The following is a 19,629-nucleotide window of genomic DNA, read 5'->3' as shown; positions in this document are numbered from 1 at the left end:
ACGCCTCGACCACGACAAGCGGGCTACCGCCTTTCGTGGTCGATCCGGCGTTCAAGCGGCCGTCTTGATCTCATCGCGCGTAACGGGCGTGACGAAGCGTTGGAGCTTGGCTGGGTTGCCCCGCCATATCGAATTGGGCTCCAGCACTTCACCCTTCATCACGAAGGAATCGACATCGACGACCGACCCGTCGCCCATCACCACGCCATAGTGGATGAACGCCGCCGGTCCCAGCGTGCAGCCCTTGCCGATCCGGATGTAATCCGACTTGAAGGCACCCTCTTCCAGCGAATGGGCCTGGATGACGCAGCCTTCGTTGAGGGTCGCATCATCGCCGATTTCGACCAGCGAGCGCTCGGTCAGGTTGCTGCCGCCATCATACACCCTGCGACCCACCTTGACGCCCAACATGCGCATGATCATCGGCCGGAACGGCGTGCCGCCAAACAGGCGCGTTATCGGCGAATCCGACAGTTTCCAATGACGCTCGTGGTGCCAGAAGCTGACGTCGTAGATCGTCGTCATCCGAGGCTTCAGCTTGCCGAAGCCGAGGCTGGCCCGCTCCAACAGGACGTAGAACGGAATGGTGATCGCCGAGGTCAGCAGCACCGCTACAAAGAGCGCCATTTCCGCCCAGTCGGTGTAATAGTTCAGCGCGCGGTCCCAGATCACCAGCGTCACGAACAACATCGCCCATTGCGCGAACAGGAAGAGAAGCGCCGTCACCGCATTGTAGACATTCTTGGATTTGAGACGACGCAGGCGCTCGTCCTCGTTGATGCCCGCGATCAACTCCTTGTCACGGTTGACCATGCGCGGGATTTCGAAGGAAGGCGAACCCAGCAGGCCGACATTCTCGCGCACCGGTCCGTCGATCGGCACCATCACCTTCGTGCCGAGCAGGCAGTTGTTTCCGGTCCGTCCGTCTGGCGGATAGTAGATATTGTTGCCCAGATAGTTGCGTTCGCCGAGCCGTGTGTGGTCGAGCCGGAAGGCGGAGGCGGACTTGTGCATGTTGATCATGAAAAGCCCGTCCGACACCATGGTCTGGGTGCCGATCTCACACAGGAGCGGATTCTCATGCTGCTGGTTGCTACCGAAGTTGGAGCCGGTCTGAACCACCTTGTTGAGCTTCCAGCCAATGGCGCGCATGTAATACACGATCGCCGAGCTGTCGCCGAACAGCAGATTCAGCAAGCGTGCATTGCTGAACAACTCGACCACCGTCTGAAGCCAGTACCGGAACCCGTAGAGCGTGTAGGTACGACCCGGCTTCAAAATCAGGCGGATCAAGCGCGGCAGCAGCGTCGCGGCCAGCAAGGCGACCGCGAGGTAGCCGAACAGCGTGACCGTGGTGCCGATGGCGACGATGCCAATCGTCTCCTGATAGTCGTCGCTGACATTCTGCCAGTAGGCATGGAAGAGCAGCGGCAGCGGCGTGACGATCATGAACAGCCCGACGAGCTGAGCCGCTTCGAACAGGATGCGTCGATAGTTGGACGCATCGACGTTGCGGACCTTGCAATAATTCGCCTCGGTCGGCACCGCCGGCGACCCATGCCAGCGTTCGCCGTCCGGGATGCTCTGTCCGCGCTGCAACGAGGACGCATGGCCGAGCTGGGCACCATCCCCGATCCTGGTGTCGATATCCATGGTGCTGCCGACACCCACGAAGGCGTCCTTGCCGATGGTCAGCGGTCCGGTGTGAATGTAGCCGGACTGCGCCCGGTAGCCGAGGATCATCGATTCCTTGCGCAGGATCGTGTTGTCGCCGATCGATATGAGGTCCGTACACACGGGCACGGTGCGGCATTCGATGACGGTGTTTTCCCCAAGCCTGGCGCCGAGAAGGCGCAGATAGATGGAGTACAGCGGGTTGCCGCGGAAAAGAACGACCGGGGCCGTGCGGATCAAGGTCTGGATGACCCAGAACCGGTAATAGCGCAGGCCCCAGATCGGAAAGGCTTCCGCTTTCCAGCGTCCCACCAGCAACCACTTGGCAACGATGGCGAAACCCGACATGCCGAAGAAGACACCGCCCGAGAGCAGCACGCAGCGTAGATACAGCTGGAACGGCTCATCGAGCTTGTCATAGACCCAATTGAGACCGAGGTTGAACGCCCACAGGCTAAAATAGCTGTAGAGGCCGTAGAACAGTAGCTGAGCCGCGCCGCAGGTCCAGTACGCGAAGTTCGATGCCTGGTGCGTGAGAACACGCTCATCGGTGGCTATCGTCGTCTCTTCGGGAATGCGCAAATGCTGCGCGAGGCTTGCAACGGTCGGGTACAGGTAGATGTCCCGCATCGATGCCGTTGCCCATTCCGGCTTGGTGCGGACGCGGGCGCAGAAGCGCGCCATCAGCAAGGAATTGGCGCCGAGATCGTCGAAGAAATTGTCGTCGGCCGATACGAAGAAATTGTCCCCGGCGGAGGCTTCGCTGAGATTCAAGACATCGGAGAGCGCCGCAGCCAGAAAACGTTCGTCCTCGTTACCCGGTTGCACGATCGCCCGATCCGCCGTCAGCCGGACATTTGTCGGCTTTGGCAGCTGACGTAGATCCGCCTTGTTTGAGACCGTCATCGGAATGGCTGGCAGCTCTTCCAGATAGGAAGGCACCATGTAGTCGGGCAGACGCCGTTTCAGTTCGCGGGCAACGTCACCGCGCGAGATCGGCGGCAGCCCTGTCTTGGGCGCGTAGTAGGCAACCAATTCCACGCGACCGGGTTCGATTTCCCAGGTTGTCACCGCAGCCTGCGCAATGGCGGGCTGGTCCAGCAGAACGGCCTCGATCTCTCCGAGCTCGATACGGTATCCGCGGATTTTCACCTGGGTATCGATGCGCCCGTTATACTCGATCTCGCCGTCATCGTTGATGCGGCCAAGGTCACCGGTGCGGTAGATGCGCTTGGAAGGGTTGTTCGGCAGCCCAACGAAGTCGGGGATGAATTTCTGCTCGGTCAGATCCGGCCGGTTGAGATAACCGACGGCAAGCCCGATGCCGGCAAGACCGATCTCGCCCAGTTCACCAGGCTTGGTCAACGCAGCTTCCGTCGGGTCGACGATGACGACAGAATAGGTGGGCAACGGTGCACCGATCGTCACCGGCTTGTCCGGCGTGAGCAAGCCCATCGTCGCCGTAACGGTGGCCTCGGTCGGGCCGTAGGTGTTGAGGATCTGTCGGCCCGGCTTCGACCAGCGCACGACGAGATTGTGAGGACAAGCCTCGCCGCCGACCAGTAGCGCCCGCAAGCTGGGCACATCGCTCTCGATCGAGGACAGCAGGGTTGGACTGCAGGCCATGCAGGTGACCTTGTTGTCCCTGAGGAAATCGGCGAGCTCCTCGCCCACAAGGGTAAGCTGGCCCGGAGCCGGCACGACCGTCGCGCCTGCCGCGAACGGAACCCAAATCTCCTCAGTGGAGAAGTCGAAGGCGATCGTCATGCCCTGGTAGACGCGATCGCTCGGCCGATATCCATAGGATGCTGCGGCCACACGCACGAAGTTGCAGATGCTTTGGTGATTGACGACCACACCCTTCGGGCGGCCGGTCGTGCCTGACGTGTAGAGGATGTAGCAGGTTTCGTCGGAAGCGGGTGTGGCCCCTTTCCGCGACAGCGGCTTGTCGGACTTCTTCCCGATTTCGGCCGACGGACCATCGACCAGGACATACGGCACGGGCAACCCCTCAGCCCGGGAGGAATAGGCCGCGATCGTGACGATCAGCTTCACGCTCGCATCGTCGATGATGAGCGTCATCCGCTCTTCGGGGAAAGCAGTGGCGAGCGGAACGAAGGCCGCGCCGGCCTTCATTACGGCCAGCAATGCGACATAGGTTTCCGCGGAGCGGTCGAGCAGGAGACCCACCCGGTCACCCGGCTTCACACCCCGATCGACGAGCAAACGGGCGAACTGATTTGCGCGTTTGTCCAGTTCCCGATATGTCCAGACGCGTCCATCCGAGATAACAGCAGGCGAAGTGGCGAACTTCCCGGCAAGTTGCTCGAAGAATATGTCGAGCCGTTCGCCCGGTTGCCCGGCTTGTGCGAAGTCGGCACCCGTCAATATCTGGGGACGCCCGGCCATTCGGGAGCCTGGCGCCGTTTTCGACTTTTCGGCCGAACCCTGAGCTTTGTCTCGGTCGAGCTCGGCGTCGTCAACACCGTGGTCCATTTCCGTTCTCTTTCGTCGTGGGTCGAGCGTGGCTGAGCGCATATCGCGCAAAGGGCCTGTTGCCTTTCCGGCAAGCATGGTCTGTCGGCCGACTGTGCGCCGCTACGAATGACCTCTCCTTCGTGCAGGTCCAATAACCAAAGCTTTCGCAGAAGAAAAGGCCGCATTTTCGGGCGACAGTTGCTGCACTTCCGATTTGCCCGTCTTCAAGGGCGAAGAAATCGGGCAAATGCGCGGTCGTCGACGTGCTGGCGCCCCCTTCACGAGAAGGCGATCCCCGGCCCTGGCCCCATCATCAAATACAAAGACAGGCCAGATTTCCGCAACCACGGACTGATGACGCTCAGTGCGCAAGCGAGCCAGTTTCGCAAAAAAGAAAAAGCCCGGCACGTGCCGGGCTTTTTTCTTTGTCCTCAACGCTGGCCCGCGAGCGCGGCCATGCTCAATGGTCCATTGCCTTGACGATTTCCTCGGTCATCTTCTTGGCGTCGCCGAGCAGCATCATGGTACCGTCCTTGTAGAACAGCGTGTTGTCGATGCCTGCATAACCGGAACCCAAGGAGCGTTTGACGAACAGGCAGGTGCGGGCCTTGTCGACGTCAAGGATCGGCATGCCGTAGATCGGCGAGCTCTTGTCGTCACGCGCCGACGGGTTGGTGACATCGTTGGCACCGATGACATAGGCGACGTCGGCCTGCGCGAACTCGGAGTTGATATCCTCCAGTTCGAACACCTCGTCGTAAGGTACATTTGCTTCAGCGAGCAGCACGTTCATGTGCCCGGGCATACGTCCGGCGACCGGGTGAATGGCGTACTTCACCTCGACGCCGTTGGCCTTCAACTTGTCGGCCATTTCGCGCAGCGCATGCTGGGCCTGCGCCACCGCCATGCCGTAGCCCGGCACGATGATGACTTTCTGGGCGTTCATCATGAGGTACGCCGCATCGTCGGCGGCACCCGTCTTGACCGTGCGCTGGACGCCGTCATCGGCAACGGCGGCCGTCTCGCCGCCAAAGCCGCCGAGAATGACCGAGATGAACGAGCGGTTCATGCCCTTGCACATGATGTAGGACAGGATCGCACCGGAAGAACCGACCAGCGCACCGGTGATGATCAGCGCCAGATTGCCCAGCGTGAAGCCGAGAGCGGCTGCCGCCCAGCCCGAATAGGAATTGAGCATCGACACCACGACAGGCATGTCCGCGCCGCCGATCGGGATGATGAGCAGTACACCCAACGCCAGCGAAGCGATGACGATCAGCCAGAAAATGGTGGTCGACTGGGTGGCGACGAGCAGAACGATCAAAACGACCAGGCCGATGCCAAGTGCCGCGTTGATCAGGTGGCGCGACGGCAGCATGATCGGCTTGCCCGACATGCGTCCGTCGAGCTTCAGGAAGGCGATGACCGAACCGGTGAAGGTAATGGCGCCGATGGCGACGCCGAGGCTCATTTCCACCAGCGCCTGCGCGTGGATCGCGCCAGCTTCGCCAATGCCGAAAGAGGCCGGCGCATACATGGCGGCGGCAGCCACCATCACGGCAGCCATACCCACCAGCGAGTGGAAGGCCGCGACCAGCTGCGGCATCGAGGTCATAGCAATCCGCCGCGCCGTATAGGCGCCGACGCTGCCGCCGATCGCGAGGCCGAGCACGATGAGCGCGAAACCGCCGAAGGACGGCTTGGCCAAAAGCAAGGTGGTGACAATGGCGATCGCCATGCCGATCATGCCGTAGAGGTTGCCCTTGCGGCTGGTGGTCGGGTGCGAAAGGCCGCGCAGCGCCAGGATGAACAGGATGCCGGAGACCAGATAGAGGAAAGAGGCGAGATTGATGTTCACGTCACTTGTCCTTCTTCTTGTACATCGCCAGCATGCGCTGGGTGACAAGGAACCCGCCGAAGATGTTGACCGAGACCAGCACCAGGGCGATGAAGCCGAAGCCGGTGGCGGCACCCGCGGCGGAGACACCGACGGCCAGAAGCGCGCCAACCACGATAACCGAGGAAATCGCGTTGGTGACCGCCATCAACGGCGTGTGCAGCGCCGGCGTCACCGACCAGACAACGTAATAGCCAACGAAGATGGCGAGTACGAAGATGGCAAAGCGGAACACGAACGGATCGATCGCGCCGCCCGACAGCGCATGTGCGGCGCCGCCGACCGCGTCGGCGGTACCCGGTGCGTTGGCTGCCTCCTTGAGGGCCAGGCGAACGGCGGCACTAGCCTGGTCAAGCTGATCGAGGGCTTTCTGCAAGGCTTCCATCAGGCGGTCCCCTTCGACTTAGCCGCGGCGGATTTCTTTTTCGCGGCAGGTTTGGGCGATGCATCAGCGACCATGGTCGAGGCAGGGATGGCAGCTGGTTCGACTTGAGGCTTCTGGTCAACCTTGGCGAAGTTCGGATGCACAACCTTGCCGTCGTCGGTCAGCAGCGTTGCCTTAACCAGTTCGTCTTCGCGATTGATGGCGATCTGCTTCGAGGACTTGTCGACCAGCGTCTCGAGGAAGGCGAACAGGTTCTTGGCATAAAGCAACGAAGCGGACGCCGCGACGCGACCGGCCACGTTGAGATGGCCGACGATCTTGACCCCATTGCCGGTGGTGACGATCTTGCCGGCCTCGGCACCGGCGACATTGCCGCCGCGCTCCACCGCAAGATCGATCAGAACCGAGCCAGGTCGCATCGACGCCACCATTTCAGCCGAAACCAGCTTCGGCGCCGGACGGCCCGGGATCAGCGCCGTGGTGATGACGATGTCCTGCTTGGCGATATGCTCGGCTGTCAGCGCCGCTTGCTTGGCCTGATATTCCTTCGACATTTCCTTGGCGTAGCCGCCAGCGGTCTCGGCCTGTTTGAACTCTTCGTCCTCGACAGCGATGAACTTCGCGCCAAGCGACTGGACCTGCTCCTTCACTGCCGGCCGCACATCGGTGGCGGTGACGACGGCACCAAGGCGGCGCGCGGTGGCGATGGCCTGGAGGCCGGCAACGCCAACCCCCATGATGAACACCTTTGCCGCCGGCACTGTTCCGGCGGCTGTCATCATCATCGGCAGTGCCCGGTCATATTCGCCGGCACCGTCGATCACCGCCTGGTAGCCGGCAAGGTTCGCCTGCGACGACAACACGTCCATCACCTGGGCACGGGTGATGCGCGGCATGAATTCCATGGCAAAGGATGTCACGCCAGCCTTAGCGAGGGCGGCGACCCCGGCATCGTTGCCGTAGGGGTCCATGATGGCGATGACGGTGGCGCCCTTTTTGTAGGCCTTGAGTTCGGCCTCGATTGGACGACGAACCTTCAGAACCACGTCAGCCTTGGCGACGTCGGTGGCCTTGCCGATGGTGGCACCTGCCTTGGCGAAATCAGCGTCTGGGATGCGCGAGGCGTTTCCGGCTCCCGCTTCGACGACAACATCAAAACCCAGGCCGGTTATGCGTTTTACCGTATCGGGAGACGCAGCAACGCGCCCCTCGTTCGCATCAATCTCGCGAGGTATGAATACGACTTGTCCCACCGCATGATCCTTTCGGCTGGAACTCAGTTTCCTACAGAGCGCCGGCCTAGCGGCCGGTGCCGCCCCACACAGGATGGGAAGGTATTATCGGAGAATAAAGCCGCCGATCGCCAGGACGATCACGAACAGCACCGAGCCTGAGAAGAACCCGCCGGCAAAAAAACCGAAGGCCATGGCGATCAGCAGCGCGACGCAGAAAAGCGAGCCATATTTGGCGAGCGCGATAAATCCCGCATAGGTGCGCTCATGTTCGGCATAGTCCATCTGGGCGCCCAGTTCGACAGGACCAGTCGGCGAGTGATCGGCCATTAGAATTCCCCTCCGGAAACATCTCAAGCGCACATAGCGAAAAGCGCCGCCAAGGGCAATGGCGCAGTTGCCGCACAACCAGCGCCAACTGCGTCAAGATAATCTTGAAAGCCAGCTTCCGATCAACTCGCAAAGGTCGGATCGATTGTCGTCCAAAAGCGCTGGCAATCGTCCGGATTATCAGCCGGCCAGATGCGGGAACAGACCGAGCAGACCGGCGACGATCAGATAGAACGCCACGATATAGTTCAACAGCCTGGGCATGATCAGGATCAGCACACCGGCGATCAGCGAAATCAGCGGCGTCAAGGTGATGGTGGACATGGTCATCCCCGGCTCCTCCCAAGTGGCAACGAAGAATCCGCTTCGTCGTTAGAATCGCGTCAAGGCGCCGTCTTGGCGGCTCCGTCAGGCCGCGTCGCGAAAATATTTTGCGGTCGGCAAGATGGTCAATGGTGCCAGTTCGCCGGGCCGTTGCTTCTCGAACAGCATGCGCCGTTCAGCGGCGGTCGAACGAAAGAACGGAAATCGCGCATAATAGCGGTCGCGATTCGCATATGCATTCGTGCGGAACAGAACAACTCGGTTGAACACACCTGGGTAGGAACGCGGCTCGCTGATCTGTTCCGAATAATAGACGCGCTTATAGAAGCCCGCGTGATCCTCGCGCACGGTCGAAAGACCGTAAGGTGCCTCGAAGTAGAAACAGGCCATGCCCGCCAGTCGCAGCGTCACGTAAGCAAGCTGCGGATAAACACGCGTCCAATCCGGGTCCGACGCAAATCTGCTCATGCAAACGAAGGTGTCCCCGGCTTCAAGCATAGGGAAAACAATATCGCCAAAGGCCTTTGTCGACGGAGATATCGGGGTCTGCTGCGTAACGTGATGGATGCGCATCGTGCTTACGAGGCGCTGTTCGACATAGACTCCGAAGCGATAAACATTCGTGGTCTCGTCCAAATCATCACTGATGATATGAGCGATGTTGTCGGGGATCATATCGTTGGAGCGATAAGCCTTGTAGCGCAGACGATAGATGTCTTCGAGGTCTTCGCCCTTGTCGCAACGGCGGTACTCGGATTTGTTGAGAAGCGCGAAGACCTTGTCGCTCAGACTAGGTCCTTCAGGCACAACAGTTCGTGCCAGCCCGGCATCCTTGCCCGGTTCACTCAGCGTACCCATCACTTTACCCCGTACTCCACCGCGATGGGGAGGGTATGCAACGGCGTCTGCATGTAAAGGTCAAAAAGCACTCGATCTCATTTACCGATTGTTAAGGTTAACGCCCTCCCCGGCGAATATGTATCAGAGCCCTTCCATTGTCGGTAGCGCCAAACGGGAATCGCCCTCCCTCGTTGAAGGGGCTTAGCGTTTGACAGCGCGTGGGGCCGTTTGCATCTCGTCAACAAAGGGCCAGATCGTGCTCGACATAGTCTCGATCCCCGAAGCGCTGAGCGCAGAGCCAAAAAGAAAACCTTGTACAAGGTCAGGTTCGACCTGCTGAGACAGGATTTTCAGTTGCTCGAAGGTCTCAACCCCTTCGATCGTAACGCTAAGCCCAAGTGAGCGCGAAACGTTGACGATGCCCTTGAGCAATTCCAGCGAACGCGGACTTTGGGCCACATCCATAAGGAAGGAGCGATCGATCTTGACCTTGTCCAGCGGCAGTTTGTGCAGATAGCTCAGGCTGGAGTAACCGGTGCCAAAATCGTCCAAGGCGATGCGCACGCCCAGCTTCTTGATTTCTTCGATCAGCTCGCGCGTTTGCGCCTTGTCGTCGAGAAGGGCCGTTTCGGTTACCTCGATCTCCAGCCGACTTGACGTCAGGTTTGCGGCGGCAAGGGCTCTGCGTACCTTATCGAGGACATCGTTGTCGCGAAAATCCTTCGCCGAAAGATTGACCGAAACCGAAATCTGCTCTGGCCATTTGGCGCATTCGGCGCAAGCCGCCTTCAGCACCAATTCGCTGATCTGCGAGATGATCCCCATCTCCTCGGCGAGCGGAATGAAGATTGCCGGAGAGATCGGGCCGAGGTCGGGATGATCCCATCGGCAGAGCGCCTCGCAGCTGACGATGCGCATCGTCTCCATGGCAACGATGGGCTGGTAGACAATACGCAGCGCGCTGGCCTCGACCGCGGAACGCAAATCGGCCTTCATCAATTGCCGATTGCGGAAGGCAGCATCCATGGAGGCTTCAAAGAGCCGCCAGCCATTCTTGCCGAGTTCCTTGGCCTTGTAGAGCGCGAGATCCGCCTTGACGATCATCTCGTCGACAGTCGTGCTGTCGACCCTGGATAGCACCGCGCCGGCGCTGGCCTGAATCCGTAGCGCGTGGCCAGCCACATCCACTTCACCTTGAAGACCCGAGAAGATGTGCTCCATCAAACCGGACAGATAGCTTTCATCCTCGACCCGGTCGAAGAACAACATGAACTCGTCGCCACCGAAGCGGCTGATCGTGACACCGGGAGCCGCAAAGGCGGACAAGCGTTCCGCTGCCGCATAGATCAGCCCGTCGCCAACCGGGTGACCGAGCGTGTCGTTGATGCTCTTGAAATCATCGAGATCGATGACAACCAGCCCACACAGTCGGCTGCGGTCGCCACCCGACATCGCCTCGCTGACCAGTTCGTGAAAATAGGCGCGGTTCATCAATCCGGTGAGGCTGTCGTAGCGTGCCATGAAACGGATACGTTCCTCGGCCGACACACGTTGAGTGACATCCTCGAAGGTGATGACACCAAGTTCCTGGGAGCCTTCGCGTGCCGAAAATTCGTAGTGCTGGCCATTGGTCAACGACACCAGCACCTTGCGGTCCCGACCTTCGCGCAGGGCGCGTGTCAATTGCGCCTCGACATAACGGCAGTCCTTGGCTGCCAGCAGACCACCGGCAACGCCGCGCATCAGCAGCGAATGGATCGACCTGCCGAGCAGCTGATCTGCCGAGTTGAGTGACATCAGGTGCGCGGCTTCGGCGTTGGCGACAATCACCTTGCCGTCAGGATCGAGCATGACCAGGCCGTGCGACATCGTGTTTAGAGCGCGGTTGAAGCGGCCGGCAATCCGATTAGCCCGTTTTTCAGCGGAGATCGCGGTAAAGAGAACGTCACGGACAGTGTCCGCATACCGATGAATCGCCAACAAGAACGGCGCAGAGAGCAGACCCAAAGCGATGTGGTAGAAATCGCCCCGCAAAAGAAAGCCAAGGGACATTGGGCAGGTCAGCGTGATGATCAGGATAATGACCATCCGGGGCGAACCGTAGTTGCGCCCTGCGATACCGGTCGCTGTCGCCAGTGAAATGCAGACTGCCGCAGTCTCGGAGAAACTATCTTCAGCGGTATAGATAGCTACGAGACTGAAGAGACCGAGCGTGGCTCCATGCAAGGCACCGTAGGTGATGTACCTGTTTTCTCGCTGCCGTGCTTCTTCACGCGTTTTAGCTACGGGCAAGGCCGAATAGTTGCGCATGTTGACCACGCGCACGAAGCCGACAGCCAAAAGACAAAGCACCACCGCGAAATAAGCTATGTTGCCGGTTTTCGCCCAAACCAGCGAAATCAGCACGGATTGCGCGGAAATGCCGATGGCCAACGTGAACCCGTCGCGAAAAAGGGTTTCCACGAAGGGGACGTAGACGTCGTCTGGCAGTTCTTTCGTTCGCGTGATTGTCACGTCTGGTTCCCGTGCTCGGGACCTAACTCCTGACACAGCCGCCTTAAGAAAGGCTTAGAAAGACTAAAATTAGAGACGTTTCCCTACTGCATCACAGCTGCGCACACGACAGATGCCGAACACGCGGCCACAAGGATTATAGACTTCACTCGGCGGCTTGCAATTGTGCGCCTGTCTGAGCGCCCTCCAATCGCTCCAGAAGCCGCAATCGCTCGCCCGCAGCTTTCTCCATCGCCGCATGCTTGACGTGGCCATAACCGCGCACCATCGCCGGCACTGAGGCAAGGGCCGCGGCGGCTTCGATGCGAGCCGGGGTCAGCGAGCGGGCAATCAGATCGAGATCGCGTTCATATTCGGCAAGCAGTTGCCGCTCCTGTCGGCGCTCGGTCGCATAGCCAAAGATGTCAAAAATCGTGCCACGCAGCCCCTTGAGTGCTGCAAGCACACCAAAGCCTTTCATCATCCACGGGCCAAAACTCGACTTGCGCGCCTTGCCGTCGGCATCGCGGCTGCCGAGGATCGGCGGCGCGAGATGGAATTCGAGCTTGCCGTAGCTCTCGAACTGCTGCGCGAGCGCCCGTGTGAAGGAACCGTCCGTATAAAGGCGCGCAACCTCGTATTCGTCCTTGATCGCCATCAGCTTGAACAGGTTCCGCGCCGCCATCTCGGTGACGGTCTTTGAGCCCGGGATTGCTTTCTCCTCGGCGGTGCGCAGCGCGGCGATGCGCCTGGAGTACCGCTCGGCATAGGCCGCGTTCTGATAGGCCGTGAGGAACGCGACACGCCGCGCGATGACTTCGTCGAGCGTCTCGGCTTTTTCAGTCGGCTGGCCACCCTTGGCCTGGCGGTCTACCTGACCGCGCACGAATTCCGGTTCGTGCGCCGCGCGGCGTCCCCAACGGAAGGCGGCAATATTCATCGCCACTGCTTCGCCGTTCAGTTCGATCGCCTTCTCAACGGCTTCCGCCGACAGCGGCAAGCCACCATGCTGGAACGCAAAACCCAGCATGAACATGTTGGCGCCTAACGAATTGCCGAACAGCGCGGTGGCTGCGCGGGTGGCGTCGAAGAAATGTGCATGGCCGTCACCTGCGGCTTGGCGGATTGCTTTCTTCAAGCGCTCAGTCGGCAATGAAAAATCCGCCGACCGCGCGAATTCACCGGGCATGATCTCCGCGGTATTGGCGACAAAGATGGTATGCCCCTCGCGCACTGCCCCCAGCACCTTCTTGGCGCCGGAAACGACGAGGTCGCAGCCGAGCACGAGGTCGGCCTTGCCGGCCGAGACGCGAATGGCGTGGATCTCGTCGGGCGATCGCGCAACACGGACATGGGTGAATACCGAACCGCCCTTCTGCGCGAGACCGGCCATGTCGATCATGCCGCACCCCTTGCCCTCCAGGTGCGCGGCCATACCGAGTATCGCGCCGACGGTGACCACTCCGGTGCCACCAACCCCATCGATAATCGCCGCCCATCCGTCCTTATTGAGCGGAAACTGCTCCGGCTCTGGCAAGCCCGCCAGCGGATCCGCTTTGCCGGCAACGCCGACGGCCTTTCTGATCTTGGCGCCATGCACCGTCACGAAGGAGGGGCAAAAACCATTGACGCAGGAAAAATCCTTATTGCAGGATGACTGATCGATCCTGCGCTTGCGGCCAAATTCGGTCTCGACGGGCTGGATCGAAACACAATTGGACTGCACGCCGCAATCGCCGCATCCCTCGCAGACCAGTTCATTGATGAAGACCCGCTTGTCGGGATCGGGAAAGGTGCCGCGTTTGCGACGCCGGCGTTTCTCGGCCGCGCAGGTTTGATCGTAGAGCAACACCGACACGCCTTTGACTTCCCGCAGCTCGCGCTGGACGCGGTCGAGGTCGTCACGATGATTGATGGTGACACCAACGGGAAACTCCGCCCTGCCGGCATATTTTTCCGGCTCGTCGGTGACGACGGCGATGCGGTCGACACCTTCGGCACGCACCTGGCGGGCGATCATGTCGACGGTCAGGCCACCCTCATGCGGTTGACCGCCGGTCATGGCCACGGCATCGTTGTAGAGGATCTTGTAGGTGATGTTGGAGCCCGAAGACAGCGCGAAGCGCAGCGCCAGCGTGCCGGAATGGTTATAGGTGCCGTCGCCCAGATTCTGGAAAATATGGTCGCGCTTGGAGAACGGTGCCTGTCCTACCCATTGAGCGCCCTCCCCGCCCATCGCGGTGAAACCGACCGTGGAGCGGTCCATCCACAATGCCATGAAATGGCAACCGATCCCCGCCGCGGCGATGGAACCATCCGGCACCTTGGTGGAGGAATTGTGCGGGCAGCCTGAGCAGAAAAAAGGCGTGCGCGAGCCAATGTCCTTGGTGTCGGCCAGCATCGCCTGGAATTGCTTGAGCTTCGAGACGCGCTGGGTGATTTCGTCCGACGGGCCGATGGTCTTGATGATCCGTTCGCCAAGCGCGATCGCGATCTCGTTCGGGTCGAGCGCGCCCTTGGCCGGAAACAGCCAGTCGCCGCGCTCATCCTTCTTGCCCACGATGACGGGTTGGTTGGCCGTGCCGTAGAGATTTTCGCGCAGCTGAACTTCGATCAGCGAGCGCTTCTCCTCCACCACCACCACTGTCTCCAGCCCCCGCGCGAATTCCACGACGTGCTGGAGATCGAGCGGCCAAGGACAGCCGACCTTGAACAGGCGGATACCGAGGCGATTGGCCGTCGCCTCGTCGATGCCGATATCCTCGAGCGCCTGGCGTACATCGAGATAGCTCTTGCCGACGGTGACAATACCAAGCTTTGCCTTGCGACCGCCGGAATAGACGATGCGGTTCAATCCGTTCTCGCGGATGAAAGCCGCCATGGCGGCACGCTTGGCCTCGTGCAGGCGTGCTTCCTGCCCAAGCTGGTCAAGCTCGTTTCGGATGTTGAGACCGCCGGGAGGCATGTCGAAATCGGGCAGAACGATATTGAGACGACCAAGCGAGGCATCGACCGAAGCGGTCGATTCGATATTGTCCTTCACGCATTTGATCGCGGTCCAGGTTCCGGAGAAACGCGACATGGCAAAGCCGAGCAGGCTGTAGTCGATCAGCTCCTGCACGCCTGCAGGATTGAGAACCGGGATCATCGCGTCGACGAATGCGAATTCCGTGGCATGCGCGTTGGTGGATGATTCCGCATTGTGGTCGTCGCCCATCAGGGCAAGCACACCGCCATGTCTGGAAGAGCCGGCAAGATTGGCGTGGCGGAAAACGTCACCCGAACGGTCGACGCCCGGCCCCTTGCCATACCAGACTGAGAAGACGCCATCATACTTGCCTTCGCCCAGCAATTCGGCCTGCTGCGATCCCCAGCACGCGGTTGCGGCAAGCTCTTCATTGAGCCCAGGCTGGAAGACGACATCCGCGGCCGAAAGCTGTGCTTTTGCCCGCCACAGCTGCTGGTCGAGCCCGCCGAGCGGCGAGCCGCGATAGCCGGAAACAAAACCAGCTGTCTTAAGCCCAGCCTGACGGTCACGCTCGCGCTGCATCAAGAGCATGCGCACCACGGCTTGCGCCCCGGAAAGGAAAACCCGTTCCTTGGTGAGATCGAATTTGTCGTCGAGCGCAACGTCGTGCAGCGTCATGATACCTCCGCGCGAAGCCGTTGGGATTCGCTACAGCGACTGGAATGGAAGCAGTCTTCCTGCCACGATCCGCAAACGTCAATTCAATTCGGCTGGATTTGTGGCGAGCCGTTCCAGCCGCAGGCTCTGCTTTTTGATCTGTGTAGTCGAGCGGCCTCAGTGTCTACCATCCGGCGAAACGTTGTGGCCGCAACCATGTCTGGAGCGGATTTCCGTCTCCCGACAGCACCGCGTCGACCAGCCAGCGAGCCGTCGCCGGCGCCGCGTGCATGCCGATCGAACCCATGCCGCCATGCACGAAAAGGCCTTCGACCGCTGTCCGGCCGGCGACCGGCAGGCCGTCCGACAGCATCGGCCGGTTGCCGGGATAGACGTTCTTCACGGCTGGTGAACCGAGCCCGGAAATCATGCGCAGCGCCCGCGCGGCGATGCGGCTCGGCATATCGGTGTTGCGCAAGAGATCGCGGAAAGCCGGCTGCACGGAGGCACCAAGGCGCGCATCGCCGCCCATCATCGGATTGAGGCAGATAGCCTCGACCCCGGCCCTGTCGTCGTTCTGGGCCGCGACGTCCGCGAGGCCCGCCAAGGACATACGGCGGCCGAGTTCGTCCTGGTCGGGCCAGGTCAATTCCTCGACGATCCAAGGCAGTTCGAAGTCCAGCTTGCCCAGCTGGATCAGCCAACCGCGCCCGGCAGTGAACGGCAAGCCGGGCAATGGCCCGTCACCCACGGTACGGCGCAACATGTCCGACATCCACAGACCGTTGGCGATGAACACCATGTCGGCGGCAATGATACCGTCATCCGTCAGCACACCAGCGATCTTGCCGCCACGCGAGGCGATCTGCGCGACCCTGAGACCGGTTCTGAAATGGGCTCCTGCCAAACGCGCGACATGGGCAAAGGCGTGGGTGGCGCCCATCGGTTCCAGCGTCCATGCCCGTTCGACGAAGTAGCCGCCGGCAACGTTGAAGCCGAGCCGCGGATGGTCCCGCGCGAGTTCGCCCCCGCTGACTTTCTCCATGCCTACGCCGGCTTCGCGATAACGATCCGCGACCGTGGCTGCTTCCTCCAAACTGGCGTCGTCCTCGGAAATGAGCAGGTGGCCGATCCGTGCGAACTCGAAGGGAACGGGACCATCGGCAAGTTCGCCATACACTTCGACGCTTTTGTCGAGCATCTCCACCACGGCGCGCTGAGGACCGGACAGCAGTGTCCCCGTGTTTCGCCCTGACGATTCGGCCGCGATGAGGCTCTGTTCGATCACGGTCACCCCCACACCCCGCGAGGCCAGTTCGTAGGCCAGCGTGCATCCCGCGATGCCGCCGCCGATGACGACCGCTTCCGTCATTCGTTTTTCCATTCTTCCCTCCCCTATTGTATTCTCGTATACGAGTATACATATTCGATTTGACGTTCAAGGAGCTTTGCTGCACGACGTGTTTCACAATCTGGATGGGCACATGGACAGGCTGGCCAAGATCGCGGAAGGCAGAAGCGTCAGGCCGCAAACGGCGGCCGACGGCGTAACGGCGATCCTGCGGGAGGCGATCGCCACCGGCACGCTGGCGCCGGGTGCCATGCTCAGGCAGGACGAACTGGCCAAGAATTTCGGCGTCAGCCGAATGCCGGTGCGCGACGCTCTGCGCTATCTCGAAGCCGAAGGTCTTGTCGCCATCCACCCGACACGCGGTGCCGTGGTGGCGGCGATGAATGCCACCGACATTAGCGAGCTTTATGCGCTGCGTGAGCTGCTCGAAGCCGAAGCGCTAAGGCTTTCGATACAAAAGCAGAATCCCGACAGCCTGCGCCTCGCCGCCGAAGTGCTAGAGCAGCTCGACCGCGAAAACGACGTCGGCCGTTGGGGACAGCTCAACCGCGAATTCCATCTGGCCCTCTATCGCGATTGCGGCAACCGGCGCTTGCTCGACTTGATCGAAGCGCAGCACACCGCCTCGGATCGCTATGTGCGCATCGTGCTGTCCAACCTCGACTACCGTGAGCGCTCGCAGGACGAACATCGCGCCATGCTCCTCGCATGCATGCAAGGCGACCGGGTGGCCGCGGTCGGCCATCTGACCGGGCATTTCCGCGATGCCAGCAAGGCCCTGCTAAACTACATGGCGTCGCGCGAACGCTAGGTCCGGTTTCAAGCCTTGGGGCAGTTGGGCTTCGGCTCGCCGGGCAATCGCCCATCCGGATGATCCGCCAGCTCCGGATTGAGTTCATAGACCGAACCTAGAACCAACGGCCGGTCAGGCAGCACACTCTGGTCCTCGTCGGAGATCAGCGTCGTCTGCAGCGTCTGCAGCAGTTTGCCCGTCGCATCCTGGATGCGAATGGAAACCGCATAGGGGCGATCCTTCACCACGCATGTCAGCGCCGGGCTGGTCAGCGTCACATGCTGCATTTTCGGCCAGATCGGCTGGTCCACGACAAACGGCGCCCCGCCAGCCGGGTTCTCGAAGGTCACGACCGCCACCTGTCCGTCTTCCATGGGCCGCATCGGGTTGAGCGTGACGACATAGGTTGCGCGCGCCAGCCGATAGTTGAATTCAAACAGGCGTCCGGAAACCTCGAAGTACTTGCCATCCTCGGATTGGCGGCAGGCGCCGAGTGCAATCGTGGACAGCAGCGCCAGCCCCATCGCCCCCAGCTTCGGCCCGGACCATCCGGCCATCTTCGCGTTCCTAGACATGATCTGCCCCCAGAGCCGTCTTGCGACGATGATAGTGACGGCTGGCCTTGCGCCGGTTGCCGCAGACCGCCATGTCGCACCACAGCCGGCTGGAGTTGCGGCTGCGGTCGACAAACAGCCAGTGGCAGTTGGCGCATATCCTGAGACGGCGGGCCGTCTCCGTGCTGAGCAACGACAGCGCCGAAACGGCGAGCGCCGCCTCGAAGGCAAGCGGCGTGGCCGGGTTGCCGAACGGTTGTTCAAGACCGCCAATCCTGGCGTCGCTGCCGGCAAGCCCCTTGGCACAGGCCTTGAGAAAGGCTGGCAAATGGGCTGCGTTGACCGCGCCCTCCTGAACCGCGTCACGAAACAGGCGATCGGTCGCCTCGCGAATGTCCAGCACCGCCGGTGCGATCCGGCCCGGTTCGCTTGCCTCCAATCGACGCCCGCCCAGTTCATCTGCACGAAAGGTGCTGGCCGCATCGGCGAAACGAGCGATTTCGGCCGGATTCTCGAAACGATCGAAACCACGCTCCGGGTCACCACGCAGGACAACGGTGTTGGCTGTGTCGAGCGCCAGAATGCCACCGGCGAAGCGATGAGGGATCCATGAAACCGTCATGCTTCAAATCTAACCTGTAAAACCAATTTGACAAGTTAGATTCGATATGTGCAGCCTTGTTCGGGCGCCGCGTCATCGGCGGCCGAACGGGCGTGGCATGCTTTATTTCATTCAGCAGATTCTGAACGGGCTGCATTCGGGCGCGCTCTATGCCCTGCTGGCGTTCGGCTATGCTTTGACCAACGGCATCCTGCATCGCACCAACCTCGCCTATGGCGCCTTGTTCGCCTTCTGCGGTCAAACGATGATCCTTGTCGCGGTTTTCGGCTACCAGGTGCTGTGGCTCACCTTGCCGGCAACCATCCTGTTCGGCACGGTGGTGACGTTCATCTACGCCGCGCTGGCCAGCCGCTTGCTGGCGCGCTCGCTGTTCGAACCGCTTGCCAACCGCTCCCCCAACACGATCGCCGCTGCCACGCTCGGCGTCGCCCTGGTTTTGACCGAGCTTTCCCGCATCGCCGCAAACACGCATGACCTTTGGTTGCAGCCGATGCTGGCCCAACCCGTCGTCTTCGCCGAAGCGGATGGTTTCAAAGCAACGCTCACTGTCATTCAGCTCTTGAATTGCGCGCTGATTGTCCTTGTCCTCCTCATCGGTACGTTCGCGCTCGCCTACTCGCGCTTTGGCCGGCAGTGGCGGGCCGTTTCCGACGATCCGCGCGCGGCGGCCATGTGCGGAACCAATGTCCGCAGGGTCTTTCGCCTTTCGGTGCTTGGCGGCAGCCTCTGCGCCGCACTCGCCGGCGTGCTCGCGGCGCTCTATTATGGCAATCTCGGCTTCAGCGCGGGAATGATCTACGGCCTGAAAGTTCTCTTCGTCACGGCCGTTGGCGGCTATCTCTCGCCGCCTCGCGCAGCCTTGGGCGCGGCAGCCTTCGGCTTGGCCGAGTCGCTCTGGACCGGCTACTTCCCGATCGAATGGCGCGACGCATGGATGTTCCTGTTCCTGGTCGCCGTCCTGGTGCTGGTCGGCGCCGGCCGCGACAGCCACCGAACCGCCTGATTGCATTAAACTTTCGTTGCATGAGCGT

Annotated in this window: 14 protein-coding genes; 2 read left to right on the top strand and 12 right to left on the bottom strand. The window is 61.0% G+C overall.

All coding sequences use genetic code 11. The annotated features are described in order from the left end of the window. Positions 1-51 precede the first annotated feature (51 nt). The 10 genes from AB4136_RS05525 to AB4136_RS05480 form a co-directional block, all read right to left on the bottom strand. Complete coding sequence (locus AB4136_RS05525) at positions 52-4,083, bottom strand: Pls/PosA family non-ribosomal peptide synthetase (RefSeq protein ID WP_373426401.1); 4,032 nt, start codon at positions 4,081-4,083, stop codon at positions 52-54. Between the two features lie 529 nt (positions 4,084-4,612). Further along, complete coding sequence (locus AB4136_RS05520) at positions 4,613-6,010, bottom strand: NAD(P)(+) transhydrogenase (Re/Si-specific) subunit beta (RefSeq protein ID WP_024925667.1); 1,398 nt, start codon at positions 6,008-6,010, stop codon at positions 4,613-4,615. 1 nt (position 6,011) lies between these two features. Further along, positions 6,012-6,434, bottom strand: a complete 423-nt coding sequence (locus AB4136_RS05515; RefSeq protein WP_036254443.1) for an NAD(P) transhydrogenase subunit alpha — start codon at positions 6,432-6,434, stop codon at positions 6,012-6,014. After that, entirely contained in the window at positions 6,434-7,687 is a 1,254-nt protein-coding gene (locus tag AB4136_RS05510) for a Re/Si-specific NAD(P)(+) transhydrogenase subunit alpha (RefSeq protein WP_024925669.1), read from the bottom strand. Before AB4136_RS05510 ends, AB4136_RS05515 begins: the two co-directional genes overlap by 1 nt. Before the next feature lie 84 nt (positions 7,688-7,771). Beyond that, positions 7,772-7,996, bottom strand: a complete 225-nt coding sequence (locus tag AB4136_RS05505) for an aa3-type cytochrome c oxidase subunit IV (RefSeq protein WP_024925670.1) — start codon at positions 7,994-7,996, stop codon at positions 7,772-7,774. A gap of 180 nt (positions 7,997-8,176) precedes the next feature. After that, on the bottom strand, positions 8,177-8,326 hold the full coding sequence (locus AB4136_RS05500; RefSeq protein WP_065996723.1) for a DUF3096 domain-containing protein: 150 nt from the start codon (positions 8,324-8,326) through the stop codon (positions 8,177-8,179). A 78-nt stretch (positions 8,327-8,404) separates the two neighbouring features. After that, on the bottom strand, positions 8,405-9,178 hold the full coding sequence (locus tag AB4136_RS05495; protein WP_024925671.1) for an N-acyl amino acid synthase FeeM domain-containing protein: 774 nt from the start codon (positions 9,176-9,178) through the stop codon (positions 8,405-8,407). A 183-nt stretch (positions 9,179-9,361) separates the two neighbouring features. After that, positions 9,362-11,674 (bottom strand): putative bifunctional diguanylate cyclase/phosphodiesterase, encoded by a 2,313-nt coding sequence (locus AB4136_RS05490; protein ID WP_024925672.1) that lies wholly within the window; start codon positions 11,672-11,674, stop codon positions 9,362-9,364. 145 nt (positions 11,675-11,819) lie between these two features. Further along, positions 11,820-15,299 (bottom strand): indolepyruvate ferredoxin oxidoreductase family protein, encoded by a 3,480-nt coding sequence (locus tag AB4136_RS05485; protein WP_024925673.1) that lies wholly within the window; start codon positions 15,297-15,299, stop codon positions 11,820-11,822. 163 nt (positions 15,300-15,462) lie between these two features. Then, positions 15,463-16,650 carry an NAD(P)/FAD-dependent oxidoreductase gene (locus AB4136_RS05480; RefSeq protein WP_244431131.1) on the bottom strand — a complete coding sequence of 396 codons (1,188 nt, stop codon included), beginning with the start codon at positions 16,648-16,650 and terminating at the stop codon, positions 15,463-15,465. 112 nt (positions 16,651-16,762) lie between these two features. Between AB4136_RS05480 and AB4136_RS05475 the strand changes: the two genes are divergently transcribed. Further along, the gene (locus AB4136_RS05475) at positions 16,763-17,440 is read left to right on the top strand and encodes a GntR family transcriptional regulator (protein ID WP_024925675.1); all 678 of its coding nucleotides are present in this window, start codon (positions 16,763-16,765) and stop codon (positions 17,438-17,440) included. Positions 17,441-17,448: 8 nt separating this feature from the next. Here AB4136_RS05475 and AB4136_RS05470 read toward each other — a convergent pair whose 3' ends face one another. Beyond that, entirely contained in the window at positions 17,449-17,979 is a 531-nt protein-coding gene (locus AB4136_RS05470) for a hypothetical protein (protein WP_024925676.1), read from the bottom strand. Between the two features lie 10 nt (positions 17,980-17,989). Then, a complete protein-coding gene (locus AB4136_RS05465; protein WP_137901237.1) occupies positions 17,990-18,598 on the bottom strand; it encodes a CGNR zinc finger domain-containing protein in 609 nt (202 codons plus the stop codon). Between the two features lie 97 nt (positions 18,599-18,695). On the opposite strand from AB4136_RS05465, the gene AB4136_RS05460 reads away from it, so the two are divergent. Then, entirely contained in the window at positions 18,696-19,601 is a 906-nt protein-coding gene (locus AB4136_RS05460; RefSeq protein ID WP_137901238.1) for a branched-chain amino acid ABC transporter permease, read from the top strand. The last annotated feature ends 28 nt before the right edge of the window (positions 19,602-19,629 follow it).

Source organism: Mesorhizobium sp. 2RAF21 (genome assembly GCF_052115345.1).
GTDB lineage: Bacteria > Pseudomonadota > Alphaproteobacteria > Rhizobiales > Rhizobiaceae > Mesorhizobium > Mesorhizobium terrae.
Note: the sequence above shows the minus strand (reverse complement) of the source record. Positions and strands in the feature narration are given on the sequence as shown.